Consider the following 17,681-nt stretch of genomic DNA (forward strand, 5'->3'; position numbering starts at 1 on the left):
CTTTATAGTATAAATATAGCATAGAATTTTAATTCTACGCAATAATTCTATGCAATTAATATGGCTTTCCCCGCTGGGGGAAGCCGCTTTTACTGCTTTATCTCCGTTACTTTCTCTATAGTCTTTTCTCTAAATACTTTCTTTATTTAGTTACTCAAATTGAATAGTCAGGACTGCTCAATGTGGATAGGGGTCACCTATAATTGAAGGAGGGAGGTGTCATTCTAAATTGGGGGGTATTCGTTCTGAATAAGGCAGGTAGACATAAAAAGAAAAGTGTAGCAATTATCGCTACACTCCAATTGGTCGAATCTTTATATTCGTGTTTTCCTCGACATATTTTCTTAGCTGCTCTAAGAATTGGATTAATACTATTTCCGTATCCTCACCACTATAGAATCTGTGGGCAAATACGTCATAGTCTTCTTTCTCTACAAACTTATTAACTTGCTTAATCACCTTGTTTTTACATAATCCCTTAGCTACTCCGATTGGTTGAAAAGACCTCTTAAAATGGGAGGTATAGCCCGATAAAATGAGATACGGATTATCCTCTAACATATCAATGTAATATCGATTAGAAGAACCAATAAACTCTTCTTTCTTTATAAAATACATTTGTTCTAATTTATCAATTGCCCTAACGACAGTACTTACACCAATAAATAATTCCGCCGCTATTGTTCCATAAGCTGGGAAGCAATACTTTTTATCATTCATTGAATATAAGAGATGATAAAGCACGTCCTTTTCCGTACTACTTAGCTTTGAACATTTTCGCAATACATGGGGTATAGGTAAATATGATTTACCCTCACCGTAATCATATTTAGTTGCCATCTCGATAAGCCTGTAGTTAATCCATTCCTGTTCGTCCGCCATGATTATCAACTCCTTTAATTTTCTTCTCTTTAAGGTTTCTTGCATTCTACTTATTTAGGCTTTGCTTGTCGTTACAATTGGTGTCCAATGAATATTCCCCCTTGAAAGTTTTCAGGTTTTTTATAAAGTTCTTACACTATTAGTGGTCGCTTCATGTTGCTGTTTAGTTGCGACCCCTCTTCAGTTAAAGGAGGGCACACGTTGTGTGCATAGCGCGTAAGACAGTGATAGAGATGCTCAAACTATTGGTAAGGAATGTTCCAATTTGAAAAGCCAGGGCAAAGGGAAGCTAAGGAAATGAGAAGCTGTAACGGAGGTAACTGGATAAAGTGAGATATAACTTGCATTAAAGTTCACCTAAATTAGGTAACTTTTTAAAGCATTTAAGTTCTTTGGGGCATAGCTATGTATGTGCTTATATTAGTCTATTCGTAACATGCTCTTATTCCCGCCCCGCCTGTTATGGTCGAGCCAATTTTCGTAGATAGATGCAAAAATGAGATATGAATATAAGTATCCAGCATGGAGAACTTTTATATTAGAACGTTACTTGGAAGGATATTTGTAAAATATTGTAGAAGAATATATGTAATAAGAAACTGCTCCTACCGGGAGGGATTAAATTGCAGAATATACTAGCTTCGGAACTAAGAGAACAAGCTGGGTCTAACAGTTTTAATAGATTCGATTATCAGGCTCACTGGATTGTATACCATATGATAATTGAATTTAAGAAAAAATCTCAGTTTCTTGTGTTTTGTGAATTTCATGATGATATGACTAAAGTTTCTGACATACAAAACCCAAATTGTGCAGAATTTTTTCAAATAAAAACGACTGCTAAATATAATAAATGGACATTACCTCATCTTACAAAAACAACAACTAAAAGTAGTGGTGTCGTAAAAAATAGCTTTTTAGGTTTTCTATTTTATAATTTTATGAAATTTGAAGCAGAATGTAGTAAATGTCATTTCGTATCCAATATTGGAATGGATGCTGAAATAAGAAAGTGGCAATCAATTATTGAAGATGGTAAGCAGCTAAAGACAACTGACAATGCTCTTTACTCAAAAATTAAAAATCTAATTAGAAATGAATTTAATAATATTAACCCAAACGAATTTGATGGTGTATTTGATAAATTCGTACAGGAAACATATATCTATGATGGAGACCTCCCCCTTGAAAATTACGAAAAAGTTGTAGCGGGCGAATTTTTTAGAATGCTTGAAAATGATGAATTCTACACTTCAAATAGTAATAAAATTTTGAAAGACATTATTGAGGATGTAAGAAAGAAGAGCAAAACAAAAATTGAAGTTCCAATAAGCTACAATAAGTTAGTCGAAAAAAAAGGTATTTCATCAGAGGTTTTTTCCGCTTTGCAATCAAGTGTAAAAAAGATTTCCTCCCAAAGCTATTTTAAAGAACTAGAAGAATTTCTAACTGATAATGGACTATCCTTGCCGAAAAGAAGATTACTTCTGCGGGAATTAAAAGAACATAAATTAAGAATGTTAGACATTAATAAGCTGCTGTATCAGGATATAACTTATCAAATTGTAGGGGTAATTGATGAGGTTCTAACGAAATACTACTCTAGAATTGACGATACTTCTTATTTATTAGATAAAATAAGAAAACAATGTGAAACCATTATCAAAGATAACACTGACTTTAATATCCCCATTGTGGAGGCTATTTTCTATGAAAGACTTGTATCGGAAAACACAACAATATAAAAGGCTAATTAGAAAGTTAAGGCTCTTACAAGAAGGGGAGAAAAATGAAAAGGTTACTGATAAAAAAACTGATAGTGATAAGTGATGTGGAAGAGTCGTCAAGAGAGATTAGCTTACTTGACGGGCTAAATTTAATAATTGGTGAAAATAAAACTGGTAAATCATCTTTGATTAAGAGTATGTTTTATTCCTTAGGTTGCGAATTGGTTTTTGAGGATGATTGGAAAAATCTTGTACAGAAATATATTTTGTTCTTTGATTATGGCGAAAAAAAGTATTGCGTTATTCGGGAAAAGAAAAGATTGAAGCTCTTTAATATCGTCAATGACTCACAATTTGTAGTACTATCAGAGACGGACCATTTTCATGAGTTTTGTGCTGTTTTAATGCGAGAGTTTGATATTTCTATGGACTGTTTAACAAACCATGGCGGGGAGATTACAGCTACTACTCCTTTATTATTTAGATTTCAATACATAGACCAGGATTTGGGATGGTCCAAAATCGGTGAAAGTTTTACGAACATGAAATACATTAGAAATTGGAAGGAAAACACGAATAAGTATGTAGTAGGTTACCAAGGAGAAGAATACTATAAAGAGAAGCAGAACATTTTAAAAATTAAAAATACTATCCAAGAATTTAATGTGAAACTTAAGTACTTCAGCGAACTTCTAAAGGCTATCCAAACAAAAACTAATGTAGAGGAGAATATTCAAGATGACGGTAATACTTTAGATAATAGTCAAATTAAGTCTGTTTTTTCGGAACTTGATAATTTAGAAAGAAGAAAAATAAAACTAGGAGACAACATTTCAGAATTTAAAAATGTTCAATATGAAAAAAACCTTCAACTGGCTACCCTTAAGATGTATATCAAAGAGCTTAATAAAGACCATGACTATGCGATGAAACAAGAAGATGACATAATCTGTCCTACATGTGGCACAGTCCATAATAATACCTTGTTAGACAGGTTGGAAATTGTTAAAGATGTTCAATCTGGTAACGAATTAATTAAACAAATAAGAATTGAATTAAAGGAATTAGAATCTCAAATAAATGAATTATCAGAGGAAAAAATTCAAATAAATAAAAGATATAACCTTCTAAAAAAACAAATCGAACGAAGTAAAGAATCAGCCACTATTGCGAATACCTTTAGGAATGAAGGCAAACAAGAAATTGTTTTAACGGGAAAGTTTCAAAGAGATAAAATAATAAAATCAATAGTAGATGAGGAACGTAATATAAAATTAATTGAAGAAAACATAAAAGAGCTTAATTCATCGGAGAGAAGGAAAAAAATAATATCTAATTTTAAAGCAATATATGAAAAAATCTTGCATGAACTTAATGTACCGTTGAAGGCTTTAAAACTAAAAGATTTTGTACAGGAATTAACCAAGACTGGGAGTGAAAAGCCAAGGATTATTTATGCTTACCACGTTGCCCTGTACCTTTATAATCTAAACCGAATTGTAAGCCCTTTTAATCTTTTGGTTATAGATACACCAAATCAACAAGGTCAAGATTGGAAGAACTTAAAAAGTATTGATGAAATTCTTGGTCACCTCTTAGATAAGCGTGGGCAAGTTATTATTGGTACAGAAAGAGAAACAGGATATGAAAAGCAGGCTAGCAATGTTATTAGATTATTAGAAGAGAGAAAAACTCTAACTAAAAAGGATTATATAAGTCATATCGAACTTTACAGAAGTCTTGAGCAACTTTCTAAGTTAGAATCCGCGCCACAGCCCTGAAACGTACATTCAGGGTTTTGTTCATTTTTTTATGAGAATAACTTTTTGAGATATTTCTTTAGATTTTGTTAATTTGAAAGGATGAGTTATAGTTGGCACGTTCCAAACTTGATGAAAAGCAAGTGTATGAATATTTATCAAAAGTTTTCCTTGAGAAAACAATTGTTAGTAATAGATGGAAATATAGAACACAAGAAAAAGACAATGATATAGATGGTGAAATTGAAATTTTTTCCGATGAGGGAGAAACTACCGCCAAAATTATTAAAGTACAACTAAAAGCAACAAATGAGCTAAAGTACAGTGATGAAGCAGTCATATTTGACTGCCCAATGAAATTTTTAAACTTTTGTGATGTTTGTGATATTCCAGTTATCTTAGTTATATACGGGGTTGAGGAGAAAAAAGCCTATTGGTTATGGACACAAAAGTATATTTTCCAAGCGTTAGATAGTGATGGTGTAGAATGGCGAAAAAACACATCAACAATAAGAGTGAAAATCCCAACTGCGAATGAAGTAAAAGAGAATGCTAGATTCTATAATATGATAGAAAGCATCTCCAAAGTGGGAGTTAATGAACTACAGCAATGGAGGAAACAAGAAACTAGTGAATACTACTTCACTATTTTGGAGGAAAAGGATAATTCAACTGGCACGAAAAGAAGAATTAGCGCAAAAATTTATATTGAACGTTCGTTTGCCAGCTCAAAGGATTCGTTGGTTGAACTCGTTAAGAAGGTAAATGAAAAAGTGAAGAATAATAACTATTTCAGAAAAGTCTTAGATACAGGGATGGATGCTAGCAAACCGGAGTATATATGGCTTTATTTTTATGATGACTTAATCCAATACGAGTTTGGATTGCCTATGTGTAAAAGTGAATGGATAAATAACAATGGCATAAATGAACCAATTCTCTTAAAAGAGTTTGACCAATATATTGATAGTCATAATATAAGAGTCAAATGGGAGGATGATTTTAGACCATTACATGATTATCTTTTACTAAACTCCACCTCAAAAACTGACTATTTGAAAAAAATTAGAGGAATTGTGACATTTGCCAAGTACGAATTAGACTTGTTAATTAAACTTTTTAATAATGAAGGCAAAGGTAATTTTTATAATCATATCAATGCAAAGAGAAGCGACTATAGAAGGTATTTCCTTTTAATGAGTAATATTTTGCCTCCTTACGAATGTAGAAAGCTTAATAGAACTCTATACGATGTTCTAACAGATTTAGACAACCTTGCAATAGCAATAGAACAGAAGCAAGGAAACGAGTACTATTTAAATTCACAGTACATTAAGAAATTCGCATTACAATTAGCAATAATAGAACATGAAGTAGAAAGGATAATCTAGATATTTATAATGTGAGCAAATGCCATTCCATTATTTCCTGTACTCCCTATCAACTCGTCACATGTGGAGTGCGTATCATTGATCGAATGGAGGGGCGAGCCTAATTAGGCTACGTCCCCCTTTTTAAGTGGATTTTTGGAAGCTGAATTGGATTGGATTGAACAGTCTTCGTAAACGTCTGCACGGTTAATCATCTTGTGAATCATATTTCGAAGGATTTCTTCGTTGCTTGCGTCTAGCGTGGCGAGTTGAATAATTCCGCCTTACACGTTGATACACTCGAGTCTGTATCATGTTCGTGGGCGATATCCGTTTGCAGTCCCGCCGCTCGTTCCTCTAGGGCTTGTCCAGTCTTAACCGCCACGGAACAAGCATTGAACATCTCTTTATCAATATCGCCGCAAGTCCATTTCCTCGTGAGCTGAACGAGTTCAGTGTCCAATTTACTAATTTCCCTTTTTAACTTTTCAGAGTTTACGCGAACTCCACTCAACGCCTTGTCCTGATGATCTTAAGAGCGGCGGAACATGGCTCGCTAATACGCTCAAACAACTGAGTATAATTTGCAGCACTATAAGATTGATGGTACTCCGACATTACTAGAAAAAATACGAGATAAGAAGCCTACTGATTTTGAGCCAACGTTAATTCATGGTGATTGTACCATTGATGATGTCTTGGTGTATGAAGGTAGAATATCAGGCATTATTGATTGGAGCGGCGGAGTCTACGGAGACCCTCGTTATGATGTATCTTAGCTACAGGTCCAAAAACCCAATATTTTCCGATAAACTAAAGATCATAGTGCTTTCTTATGGTTATCGTGATACAATTTGCCACCGATTAAGAGTACGAATATCTTGCAGATGGTCTTTTCGCCTTTTTCTAAGCAATAGGAGTGTGATGAAATGATTAAAGCCATACTTTTTGATCTGGATGGAACTTTATTGGATAGGGATGCTTCGTTGAAGGGATTCATTGATGATCAGCATCATCGGCTGAATACTTTTTTAGGTCATATTCCCAAGGGAGACTTTCAGGCAAGGTTCGTGGAGTTGGATTCTCGTGGTTATATGGAAAGGTAAAGTTTATCGCCAATTGATTGACGAGTTTGAAATCAAAGGAATTACATGGGAACAATTGCTTGATGATTACGTAACTGGATTTAATCATAACTGTATGCCGTTCCCTAATATGGTGAAATTACTAGAGCATCTTCAAAATGATAAAATTCTACTCGGCATGATCACAAATGGCCACACAGCATTACAGTACAGCAACATTAAAGCCCTTGGTATTGAAAAGTATTTCACAACGATTCTTATCTCTGAACAAGAAGGAATTAAGAAACCGGACTCACAAATTTTTATGCGAGCACTAGAAAGGCGTGGGGTAAAACCAACAGCGAGTATTTACGTTGGAGACCATCCGATTAACGATGTCCAAGCCTCCCGAAACATTGGGATGAGGGGTGTTTGGAAAAAAGACCCTTTTTGGGATTCCCCTGTGGAAGCAGATTTTATTATTGATGATTTACTCGAACTAGAGCAGATTGTTAATCAAATTCAATCTGTCTCTTAGTAGCGGCACGAATGACTGATGTAGGGAGTCGCGAATACTGCCACATCAAGCTTGTCTATTTTACGCAACCCGGACATGTGGAGTCGGTCGCGCTGCTTGTACGAAATGAAACAGATGCTGAAAAGTCTTATTAATACTGGTTTTTTCCAAGGCAACAGTATGATAAAATTAGTGATACAGCAGTGGTTTTTACTCATGTTGTAGCCATTGGTGCAAACATGGTGCGAACACTACATATAATCAGCCGAAATCAGCGGAAATCATCCGCAAAGAGCCCAAAACTAGGCACATTTTGGATACACGCTTACAGTCCCAAAGAAAAGAATCCGAACGATCAGTGCAGTAATCGCTCGGATTTTTTTGTGTTATAATTAAATTAAAATGCTGGTACTTAGCAACTGGGATGGTGAGACTTATGGATCAAATCAAAGATCTTCAAAAGCTTATTAAGCTTACTGGTGATCGCGCTAAGCTAGATGCTAAGGCGAACGAAACATACATTGTGTATAAGAATGCAGAAGGCCAGATCATTAAGGAATACCATGATGGTCAGGTTATCCCAGTTACCGGACAGGATTCCCCTCATGCATGAGCTGTCTCCGATTATGTACGTTTTTGCTGGGAATAATGGAAGTGGGAAAAGCACCATAAGAAACCTTATTGTTGATCGGCTTGGCATAAGCGTTAATATCGATCCCGATGCATTGGCGAGGAGTATAGATTCACTTTATCCTGAGAGTAGAAAAGTATCTGCAGGAAAAGAAGCGATTAAATTATAATGCTCCCATAGGTTGAGACACGGGAGCGTGATAAATAAGTTATAATGAGACCATGGAAAAACGAAACCGATACCCCTCAGAATTCAAAACGAAGGTTGTGCTGGAGGTGCTCCGCGAGGAGCAGACCGTCAATGAGATTGCGGCCAAATATGAACTCAGTCCGGTGATGATCAGCCGGTGGAAAGCGGAGTTTCTGGAGCGCGCTTCGACCGTGTTCGAGAAAAAAGCGAGCGAAGCCGACAAAGTGAGAAAGGAATACGAAGCCAAGCAAGAGCGTCTTGGTCAACTTACGGTTGAGGTCGACTGGCTCAAAAAAAAATCTGGCCTCAAATGAATCGCTTGAAACACGCAAAGCGATGGTGGAACAAGTCAACCCGGATATCACCGTCAAACGCCAGGCGGCGCTGCTGAGCGTGAATCGGACCAGCGTCTACCGCCCTGCCAAAGAGCAGCGCGAGAGCGAAGAGAATGTCCGGCTGATGCACCGGATCGACGAGATCCACATGAAGTACCCCTTCTACGGCTACCGGCGCATGACGAGAATCCTCCGCGATCAGGGCTTTGAGGTCAACCGCAAGCGCATACGCCGTTTGATGCGGATCATGGGGCTCGAGGCCGTGTATCCGAAGCCGAACCTGAGCAAGCGGTTGCACGCCACCTATACGCGCCCCTACCTGCTGCGCGGCCTGACAATTGATCGACCGAATCAGGTCTGGGGGATCGACATCACCTATCTCCGGATGGGCAAAGGGTTTATGTACTTGTGCCTCATCATCGACTGGCATAGCCGCAAGGTCATGGATGATGAGCTGTCCAGCACGCTTGAGAAGGGCTTTGTGCTCCGGTGCCTCAAACGAGCAATCAGTCGCTGCAAGCCGGAAATCATGAACAGCGACCAAGGCTCGCACTTTACCAATAGCGCTTACCTTGAACTCCTCGAAAAGGAAGGCATCAAGGTTTCCATGGACGGCAAAGGCCGGGCGACCGACAACAGCAGGACCGAGCGATTTTTCCGCTCACTCAAGTACGAATGCATCTACATAAACGAATTCGAAGACCCTCGAGTGCTGCGTCAAGGGATAGCTCGCTATGTCCAATTTTACAATGAGGAACGCCCCCACCAGTCCCTCGGCGAAGCAAGGCCTGCTCAATTCTACGCTCACGAGATCAAGCAAATCGCATCCTAATCGATGGAAGGAGGACATAACTTATTTTTCAAAAAATCGTGTCTTGACATTGGGGAGCATTACAGAGGAGAGGTTTGCCGCAGCAACTCCGCCTGGTTGTCATGAGCAATGACAGCGGCGGAGTGGGCTGTGAAAGGAGTCATGTGGCCAGAGCAATCTGACATGTGTTAGTTAACGGAGGCATGTTATTCCCTGTTCTCGAGCAAATTGTTCTTCAGATCCAATGTCTCCAGCACCTGCCAGGCATATTGCAGGTCGAAAAATACCGAATACTGATCGATGCTGCAGCCAAGAATCTTCTCGACCCGTTTTATTCGATAAGCGAGTGTGTTCGGGTGGATTTTTAGAGCGGCGGCCGCTTCCTTATAACGTTTTCCGGACAAAATAAACGCATCTAACGCTTTTAATAATTCAGTTCTTTTATGAGGCGGACAGTCCAAGAGAGGCTGGAGAAGCCCATATGCAAATTGAAGCAGAGCATCCTTCGGTTGATCTAATATAAATTGAACCGCTCCCATTTCTACATAATCCTTCACCGTATTTATTTCTTTTTTGCTTTTACTGAGGCTCACGCATTGTTTCGCATCCCAATAGGATTGCACAAAGCCGTCGAGATTTCGGCAAACCCTGCCGATCCCTATGTAGCAGTTTATCCCCGGATGGCGCTGCTTCAAAACGTGGTTTATTTTGTGTGCAATGCTCCTGCTTCTTTGCAGCGCTATGGCATCACTTAGCTCTTTAGATACAGACAAAATGATGACAAACGCATTCAGCCTGCGAATCACCAAACTGTAGGGATTGAGGCTTAATAACTCTGTCTCAATCGTTTGTTGAAAGCGGCGGTGTGCGGCCTTCGAAGCAGCGGCATGATCCCAGTTCGTGTCGGACTCAATCTCAGACACCATGAATACAAAGGAATCATCCGCACTTAAACCAAGTGCTTTTGCCTGTTGGCGGAACGTCCGAATGTTTTTCTCCGACATAAGTTCATCCAGAAACTCACCCTTCACACGCTGCTCGGTTTCATAGACAGCTTCTCTTTGCAGCAGGTCTAACGCCAAAACAAGGCAGCACTGCTCCGCTAAGACCACATCCTGATCACTCAATTTTCTGTTGCCTTCTATGACAGTCAGCACCCCGAAAATTTCATTTGCAGCTACGATAGGGAACAGCATGACAGAGTTTGGCGTGTAAGGGCGGCCGTCAGCCTTTATTCGAATTGAGCTTCTCTTTTTTATAACGGTTTGTAAACCCGCGATAAAAGGAGGTGAGTGCATATCGAAGGTAAGCTCTGAGGAGAGGTGCTGCGTCAACACACTCAACAAGTTGTCATACACCACAATGGGATTCTCCAGTGTCTGGAAGACAGCTTGACCAAATTCATGCGTCGATCTACCGCTGAGCAACAGCTTCATCAATCGATCATGGGTCTGGTTGATTCGAGAGAGCTGCTGGTTCTGTGACTGAATCACGGCATTCAGCTTTTCCAGCTGTTCCTTTTTGCCTTTCTCGTCCGCATATAATCGCGCATTTTCCAATGCGATTGCAGCCAAGCTGGACAATGTGATAAGCAGATTCAAGTCGTTTTCGTTGAAAGAGCTGCGTGTAAAATTGTCGATCGTCATGACACCTATGCATTCGCCTTTGATAAGAAGAGGAGCACACATCACACTTTGGATTTTAAAATGTTTGCCTATGGTTGTTCTGAATGGTTCCAACGATTGGTCATATAAAATTTTGTTAGACGGGGACATCGACGAGGTGTTTCTAAGGACGGTATTCGAGCTTTCGAAAATCTTAGGGCTTTTGTTTTGAAAGGTTATACCCGTCATAGATTCCCCCGGCAATAAGGCAAGATGCCGCATCTTATCCCACAAAAACCCTGCGCATGCCATCGGTTTTAAACACCCTTGTCTTTTATCGAAGATAAACAATACGCCCGCATCCGCCGCCTCGATCACACCCAGAGCACGATCCAAAATCCGAGTGATGACCTCATCAAGTGAAAGACTTGATGTGAAGTATTGGGCTGCGTCGATCAGCAATTCATTTTGGGTCGACCGCTCCTCAGAATTCGGGGACACGGCAGGTTTCCCATGTTCAGACATCAAATTCACCCACTTTCGAAAGTTTGTTTCATTCTTGGCGTCATCTGCGCAGGTTGTTGTTTTTTCAAATGTATGATTACTTAACATGTTACCAAATATTGAAAAATAGGTCATGTGATGTTTTGGATTATCACGAATTATTGTTCCTCATTTTGTGTGAAATCGCAAACATTTCAAACTGTTTCTATACTATAATTCTCTATATTAGTTTTTCATTCCTTTGGTGGCATGTTTTATAACACTGATTCATCGGGATCGTTTTTAGGCACTGTGCATTAATCCACAGCAAAAGGAGGAGTATGAATGAAGTTAATAGGGATCGATGTTGGGGGGACGTTCACCGATATTATTTTCACCGACACTGAAGCAGGCAGTTCTTATATACATAAGGTGCCTACTACCAAGGAAGACCCATCTGTCGGAATGGTAACGGGAGTGCAAGAAATTTGCGAAAGATACGGCATTGAGCCGGCATCTTTGGATCATGTATTTCATGGCACCACAATTGCTACAAATGCCATTTTGGAGCACGATGGCGCTAAGACAGGAATGATAACTACCGAAGGGTACCGGGATATTATTCATATCGGCCGCCACCAGCGGCCGCAGAATTATTCGATTCAGCAGGAGATTCCTTGGCAGGATCGTCCGCTGGTTGAACGAAGACACCGTAAGACGGTCAGAGAGCGTCTAGTGCCTGTAGAAGGGCAAGCCCGGGTGCTGGTGCCTCTCGATGAGGATCAGGTGCGGGAGGTGCTCCATTCTTTTAAGCAAGATGGTATAGAGTCTGTTGTTGTCGGCCTGCTCTTCTCGTATTTGAATCCTGAGCATGAAGAGAGGATTGCAGAGATTATCCGTGCGGAATTTCCGGAACTCTATGTTACAACATCCGCCAGTATTTCACCTCAATTCCGCGAATTTGAGCGGTTTACGACAGCTGCGCTAAATGGCTTTGTCGGACCTAAAGTGCAAGCCTACGTAAGTAATTTGGAGCAGAGGTTACAGAGCGCTGATATCACGTGTGATCTCCATATTATGTCGTCCAACGGAGGTGTAGCTACCGCTCACACCGTGTCGGAAAAGCCTGTGTTAACGCTGCTCTCAGGTCCGGCGGCCGGGGTGTTGGGAGGTCAATGGGCCGGCAGCTTGTCCAACCGAAAGAAGTTAATCACGTTTGACGTCGGCGGAACGAGTGCCGATATTGCGATTATTACTGAGGACGGATTCGGTGAATCTTCGGCAAGGGACACTTGGATTGCGGGTTTTCCGGTGCAAATTCCAATGATCGATATCCATACCATCGGAGCAGGCGGCGGCAGTATCGCACATGTTGACTCTGGCGGTGCATTTCACGTCGGGCCGCGCAGCGCGGGCTCTTACCCCGGTCCTGCATGCTACGGACGAGGAGGGGAACAGCCAACCGTAACGGATGCTCATGTTGCATTGGGACATCTTGACCCGGACAATTTTCTCGGTGGCGAGATGGACATATTCCCCGACAATGCGTCTCGGGCGATACAGGAGTTGGCGGATCAGCTGGGGTTGGATGCAGCGGAGGCAGCAGAAGGAATGTTGACCATTGTGAACAACAACATGGCGAACGCAATTCGTGCCAAGACGGTACAAAAAGGCTATGATCCTCGTAATTTCAGTCTGCTTGGTTTGGGTGGCGCGGGTCCGATGCATGCTGTGGAAGTTGCCAAGATTTTAGGCGTGCCGGAAGTAATTATTCCGCCTCACCCGGGGATCACCTCGGCCACGGGGCTGCTTACGACAGATCTTAAGTACGATGCGACACAGACGCTATTTATGTTGAGTTCTTCGATTGCGCTTGGGTTGGTGAACAATGCTGTAGCCAAGCTGGAGTCCCAGTTACAGACACAGCTTGCATTGGCCGGATTTTCAGAAGATGAAGTGGAGATTCGCAAATACTTTGACTGCCGCTATGTCGGTCAGGGATATGAGCTTCGCGTAGCTTTGCCTGATGAAGCGTTGAATTCGGAAAATATCGAAAATGTTTGGCGTAGTTTCCATGTATTCCACGAAAGGGAGTATGGGCACGCCTTCGAGGACAGTCTGATTGAAATTGTAAATTTGCGACTAACGGGCGTTGGGGCTATGCCTAAAATCGGCCGTCCGCAAGTTGGTACCGCGGCTGCGTTAAGCGAGGCTTTGGTTAAAACTGAAAAATCGATCTTCCGAACCGGCGGACAATTGCAGCGAGTCGAAACAAATTTCTATCACAGAGATTTCCTGCCGGTTGGCGTCCAGTTCGAGGGACCTTGTGTCATATTGCAAAAGGACACAACGACGATCATTCCGCCGCACTGCGAGGTTGTATTGGAGCAAGCCGGTAACATTGTAATCAAGGTGGGGGTGTAATCTGATGGAAAAATTAGAAAATCGTTCGGCCGTTGATCCGATTACCGCTCAGGTTCTTCGGGGCGCTTTGGAAAACGTCGCAGTCGAAATGGGCTACAAGCTGGCCCGCATGTCATACTCCAGCATTATTCGCGAATCGGAGGATTTTGGGTGCGCCCTGCTCGATGCGGAAGGTCAGCAGTTGTGTGAATCGACGACAAGCACACCACTGCAATCGGGTCCGATTCCGGGATATATGAGGGGGATAAAGAAAATTATGGCGGAGCGAGGCGATGTGTTCCGGCCGGGCGACGTCATTATTCATAACTCGGCGTATCACGGAGCGTCGCATCAACCCGATGTAGGATTTTTTATACCTGTTTTTTATCAAAACCAGCTCATCGGTTTCTCCTGCACTACAGCCCACCATTTGGATTTGGGAGCATTAACCCCCGGTTCTTGCGGAATCGTGGACGCGGTCGACGCCTATGCGGAAGGATTACAGTTTAAAGCGATCAAAGTGTACGATCAAGGGGTCCGCAACGAGATGCTCTGGCTTATCCTCAAAGATAACGTGCGGGCGGCGGATATGGTTGTAGGCGATATGGAAGCTCAAATTGCTGCCTGCAGAATCGGAGCTGAGCGGTATCTTGAAATAGTGCAAACTTACGGGATGGAAACGGTTCTTGCCGCCAGCGAAGATTTGATGGCTTATTCAGAGCGGATGATGCGCAGTGAAATCGCCAAACTTCCCGATGGAACGTATAGGGCGGAGGGATACGTGGACGGGTTCCTAGATAGTCCTGATCCGGAGAAAAAAGATTTGAGGATCAGTGTGGCCGTGACGGTTGAAGGCAGCGATATAACAGTGGATTTGACAGGCACTTCACCTCAGGTGTCAGACCGCCCAATCAATATGCCTTTTGAAGGCACTGTCGATATTGCGGTGTACTTCACTTTGCGTTCGGTGCTGCTTGATTCGGAAGTATTCGGGCATATACCACAAAACTCAGGTTTAATGCGGCCGATCAAAATCATTGCTCCCAAAGGGACCCTGGTAAACCCGACATTCCCGGCTCCTACGATTGCCCGTTTCTGTCCCGGCAACATGGTCGCCGACACGTTGATGCATGCTCTTGCACAAGTTGTGCCCCGCCAAGTAAGCGCCGGCATTGGTAATTTGAACGTGGTGGCGTACAGCGGACTGAACAATGAGCAATATTGGGTGTACATGGATATCATGGAGGGCAGCTACGGCGGCAGATATGGTAAGGATGGCATGGACGCGGTAGACACACTTTATGCGAATACAAGAAACAATCCGATTGAGGATATTGAATCCCATTATCCCCTTCGTATAACCCGTTATGAGCTGCTGGATCATTCTGCCTCAGCCGGGAAATTCCGCGGGGGAATCGGCTCGGTCCGGGAAGTGGCATTTTTAGAAGACGGAGGCTTTTCCGTTGAAGGGGATGGGCAGAAGCATAATCCTTGGGGATTTTCCGGCGGCAGAGACGGAACGCCGTGTCAACTGCTCTTTTGCTCCCCTGATGGTGCGGAGGTTCCTCTGCCATCCAAAATTCCGCATCATAGAGCCAAACAAGGCGATTCCTTAAGATTGATCGGACCGGGTGGGGGAGGCTACGGAAATCCTATGGAGCGGGACCCGCGCGCGGTGTTGTCGGATCTCTTGGATGGATATATTTCAGTCGAGAGTGCAGACGCAGATTATGGGGTCGTGTTCGTGGATGGGCAAATCGACTGGGAAGCGACGGCCCGCAAGCGATCATAGCCAATTACCTCATAGAGAGATAAGGAGATCATGAGATGATCAATCATGGGCGTCTGGAAGAACGAATTCAGTCTCTTGGAATGATAGGAGCAACACCGGAGGGAGGAGTGGCGCGGCTTTCTCTGTCAAAAGAAGACCGAGAAGCGCAAATGTTGGTTTCCGCTTGGATGCAAAAAGCGGGCATGGAGGTGCGTGTCGATCCTGCCGGAAATTTGATCGGGCGAATAGAGGGCACACGCCGGGAAGCGCAGCCGGTTGTGATCGGCTCTCACATCGATTCCGTGGTAAACGGCGGGAAATATGACGGAGTCATCGGAGTGATTGGCGGCATTGAGGTCGTGCAGCATTTACATGAAGAAGGAATTAAGCCGCTTCGGCCAATCGAAGTCATCGCATTCTGTGAAGAAGAAGGCTCACGGTTCCAGAGCGGTTTGTTCGGAAGCCGGGCAATGGTCGGTGCAATAAATGAGCAGGATTTCGAATTGGTAGATCAACAAGGTATGACGCGCCGGGAAGCTTTGATTCAATTTGGGCTAGATCCGAAGAAAATCAAAGAAGAGGTGGTTAGGCGTCAAGGTGCAATCCAGGCCTATTTAGAAATGCATATTGAACAGGGGCCTGTATTAGAGCTGCTGCAAGCGCCTATCGGAATTGTTAACGGTATCGCAGGGCCGGCTTGGGTCGAAGTTACTGTGCAGGGGAAAGCGGGGCATGCAGGGACGCTGCCGATGAATATGCGACAGGATGCGTTGCTTGGTGCCGCGCAAATTGCACTGCTCGTAGAGGACATATGTCATGCTTATCAAGATGCACCCGTTGTCGGGACTGTGGGACATATGGAGGTGCTGCCGGGCGGTGCTAATACGGTTCCTGGACGCGTCGTGTTTTCGGTCGATGTCAGGGACATAGATAAAGGTCGAAGGGATGAAGTCATGCGTCAAGTAAAAACCGGTGCTCAGCAGATTTGTGAGCAAAGAGGGCTGGGCTTCAGCTGGAATGAACGGTTGAATCTGGACCCGGTGGAGTGCAGTCCTTCGATTATAGATGTGATGAAAGAGCAGTCACTCAAGATGAAACTTCAGTGCCCGTTACTGATCAGCGGTGCCGGACACGATGCACAGTTGATGGCTGTTATCACTGAGATGGGAATGATCTTCGTCCGATGTAAAGATGGAGTTAGTCATAACCCTGCGGAATATGCTGATATTGCAGATATCGCCTTAGGCACTGAATTACTGTCCCGTGTCGCGTTGCATCTTGCCAGTCAGTGATTGTGCGGCTTTGATTTGTTTGACACCTGTTTATTCACTCGAATTACGACTAAACAGTCAGGAGAGGGATGGATGTAAACATGAAAATCAAAGTAATTAACCCCAATACAACCTGGGAAATGACCAAAGGAATTGAACACGCAGCGAAAAGCGCAGCCAGACAAGGGACCGAAATCCTGGCCGTAAGCCCCGAAATGGGCCCCGTATCCATTGAATCCTACTATGATGAATATTTAGCGATACCGGGTGTGCTGGAGGAAATTCGTAAAGGCGATAGGGAAGGTGTGGATGCTTATGTGATTGCATGTTACGGCGATCCGGGACTGCATGCGGCAAGAGAGCTTACCCACGCTCCTGTCATCGGAATAGCGGAAGCGTCCATGTATATGGCCTCCATGTTAGCCGCTCGATTCTCTATCGTGACTGTACTTCCAAGAATTAAAACCATGTTGGAGGAACTGGTTGCCGGCTATGGGATGGGTCATCGTGTGATTAGTATTCGCACAACACCGCTCAGCGTACTGGATTTTGAGAAAGATCCCGCAAAAGGAATGGAGGTGCTTGCTCAAGAAGGCAGACGGGCCGTTGAAGAAGACCATGCGGAAGCTATTCTTTTGGGCTGCGCTGGCATGGCGGAGTTCGCCGATCGTCTGGAGCAGGAGCTGCAAGTGCCGGTTTTCGACGGAGTCGTGGCCGCTGTCAAGTTCGCCGAGGCCGTTGTGGATTTGGGCAAGACGACAAGCAAGCTGAAAACCTACAAATATCCCGAGAAAAAGAAGTTCATAGGGGCTATGAGCCCGTTTGCCGATATCAACTCATAATAAGCACGGGGACTTCCTGCA

Annotated in this window: 12 protein-coding genes and 2 pseudogenes; 12 read left to right on the top strand and 2 right to left on the bottom strand. The window is 43.0% G+C overall.

Annotation, left to right across the window (positions count from 1 at the left end; all coding sequences use genetic code 11):
* Nucleotides 1-291: 291 nt before the first annotated feature.
* Complete coding sequence (locus CBW46_RS14230; RefSeq protein ID WP_165842318.1) at nucleotides 292-882, bottom strand: helix-turn-helix domain-containing protein; 591 nt, start codon at nucleotides 880-882, stop codon at nucleotides 292-294.
* 623 nt (nucleotides 883-1,505) lie between these two features.
* Here CBW46_RS14230 and CBW46_RS14235 point away from each other — a divergent pair.
* The 8 genes and pseudogenes from CBW46_RS14235 (at nucleotide 1,506) to CBW46_RS14275 (ending at nucleotide 9,307) form a co-directional block, all read left to right on the top strand.
* Nucleotides 1,506-2,627: a dsDNA nuclease domain-containing protein gene (locus CBW46_RS14235; protein ID WP_165842319.1), complete on the top strand. Its 1,122-nt coding sequence runs from the start codon at nucleotides 1,506-1,508 to the stop codon at nucleotides 2,625-2,627.
* Between the two features lie 44 nt (nucleotides 2,628-2,671).
* Complete coding sequence (locus CBW46_RS14240; RefSeq protein WP_089200673.1) at nucleotides 2,672-4,390, top strand: hypothetical protein; 1,719 nt, start codon at nucleotides 2,672-2,674, stop codon at nucleotides 4,388-4,390.
* Nucleotides 4,391-4,482: 92 nt separating this feature from the next.
* Entirely contained in the window at nucleotides 4,483-5,760 is a 1,278-nt protein-coding gene (locus CBW46_RS14245; protein ID WP_089200674.1) for a DUF4365 domain-containing protein, read from the top strand.
* Nucleotides 5,761-6,323: 563 nt separating this feature from the next.
* Entirely contained in the window at nucleotides 6,324-6,518 is a 195-nt protein-coding gene (locus CBW46_RS22335) for a phosphotransferase family protein (protein ID WP_089200676.1), read from the top strand.
* Between the two features lie 150 nt (nucleotides 6,519-6,668).
* A pseudogene (locus CBW46_RS14260) lies at nucleotides 6,669-7,341 on the top strand (HAD family hydrolase).
* Between the two features lie 415 nt (nucleotides 7,342-7,756).
* Nucleotides 7,757-7,933, top strand: coding sequence for a hypothetical protein (locus CBW46_RS14265; RefSeq protein WP_207802290.1), 177 nt, complete (start codon nucleotides 7,757-7,759; stop codon nucleotides 7,931-7,933).
* Nucleotides 7,926-8,117 (top strand): annotated as a pseudogene (locus CBW46_RS14270) (zeta toxin family protein); the annotation flags it as partial. The gene CBW46_RS14265 and the pseudogene CBW46_RS14270, both read left to right, overlap by 8 nt.
* Before the next feature lie 55 nt (nucleotides 8,118-8,172).
* A protein-coding gene (locus CBW46_RS14275; protein ID WP_481353865.1) for an IS3 family transposase occupies nucleotides 8,173-9,307 on the top strand; the annotation gives its coding sequence in 2 pieces (ribosomal slippage) (nucleotides 8,173-8,432 and nucleotides 8,431-9,307; 1,137 coding nt in all).
* A 185-nt stretch (nucleotides 9,308-9,492) separates the two neighbouring features.
* On the opposite strand, the gene CBW46_RS14280 is transcribed toward CBW46_RS14275, so the two are convergent.
* On the bottom strand, nucleotides 9,493-11,415 hold the full coding sequence (locus CBW46_RS14280; RefSeq protein ID WP_165842320.1) for a GAF domain-containing protein: 1,923 nt from the start codon (nucleotides 11,413-11,415) through the stop codon (nucleotides 9,493-9,495).
* Between the two features lie 303 nt (nucleotides 11,416-11,718).
* Between CBW46_RS14280 and CBW46_RS14285 the strand changes: the two genes are divergently transcribed.
* The 4 genes from CBW46_RS14285 (at nucleotide 11,719) to CBW46_RS14300 (ending at nucleotide 17,660) form a co-directional block, all read left to right on the top strand.
* Nucleotides 11,719-13,797 carry a hydantoinase/oxoprolinase family protein gene (locus CBW46_RS14285; protein WP_089200680.1) on the top strand — a complete coding sequence of 693 codons (2,079 nt, stop codon included), beginning with the start codon at nucleotides 11,719-11,721 and terminating at the stop codon, nucleotides 13,795-13,797.
* A 4-nt stretch (nucleotides 13,798-13,801) separates the two neighbouring features.
* The gene (locus CBW46_RS14290) at nucleotides 13,802-15,568 is read left to right on the top strand and encodes a hydantoinase B/oxoprolinase family protein (RefSeq protein WP_089200681.1); all 1,767 of its coding nucleotides are present in this window, start codon (nucleotides 13,802-13,804) and stop codon (nucleotides 15,566-15,568) included.
* A gap of 35 nt (nucleotides 15,569-15,603) precedes the next feature.
* Nucleotides 15,604-16,839 (top strand): M20 family metallo-hydrolase, encoded by a 1,236-nt coding sequence (locus CBW46_RS14295; RefSeq protein WP_089200682.1) that lies wholly within the window; start codon nucleotides 15,604-15,606, stop codon nucleotides 16,837-16,839.
* A gap of 80 nt (nucleotides 16,840-16,919) precedes the next feature.
* Nucleotides 16,920-17,660 carry an aspartate/glutamate racemase family protein gene (locus tag CBW46_RS14300; protein ID WP_089200699.1) on the top strand — a complete coding sequence of 247 codons (741 nt, stop codon included), beginning with the start codon at nucleotides 16,920-16,922 and terminating at the stop codon, nucleotides 17,658-17,660.
* Nucleotides 17,661-17,681: the final 21 nt, after the last annotated feature.

Origin of the sequence: Paenibacillus xerothermodurans, assembly GCF_002220865.2 — a bacterium.
Lineage (GTDB): Bacteria > Bacillota > Bacilli > Paenibacillales > NBRC-103111 > Paenibacillus_S > Paenibacillus_S xerothermodurans.

What these genes read in the sequence shown, in the direction of transcription:
- CBW46_RS14230 (WP_165842318.1), bottom strand. Translation starts at nt 882, where the DNA reads ATGGCGGACGAACAGGAATGGATTAACTACAGGCTTATCGAGATGGCA.
- CBW46_RS14280 (WP_165842320.1), bottom strand. Translation starts at nt 11,415, where the DNA reads ATGTCTGAACATGGGAAACCTGCCGTGTCCCCGAATTCTGAGGAGCGG.
- CBW46_RS14285 (WP_089200680.1), top strand. Translation starts at nt 11,719, where the DNA reads ATGAAGTTAATAGGGATCGATGTTGGGGGGACGTTCACCGATATTATT.
- CBW46_RS14290 (WP_089200681.1), top strand. Translation starts at nt 13,802, where the DNA reads ATGGAAAAATTAGAAAATCGTTCGGCCGTTGATCCGATTACCGCTCAG.
- CBW46_RS14265 (WP_207802290.1), top strand. Translation starts at nt 7,757, where the DNA reads ATGGATCAAATCAAAGATCTTCAAAAGCTTATTAAGCTTACTGGTGAT.
- CBW46_RS14300 (WP_089200699.1), top strand. Translation starts at nt 16,920, where the DNA reads ATGAAAATCAAAGTAATTAACCCCAATACAACCTGGGAAATGACCAAA.
- CBW46_RS14295 (WP_089200682.1), top strand. Translation starts at nt 15,604, where the DNA reads ATGATCAATCATGGGCGTCTGGAAGAACGAATTCAGTCTCTTGGAATG.
- CBW46_RS14240 (WP_089200673.1), top strand. Translation starts at nt 2,672, where the DNA reads ATGAAAAGGTTACTGATAAAAAAACTGATAGTGATAAGTGATGTGGAA.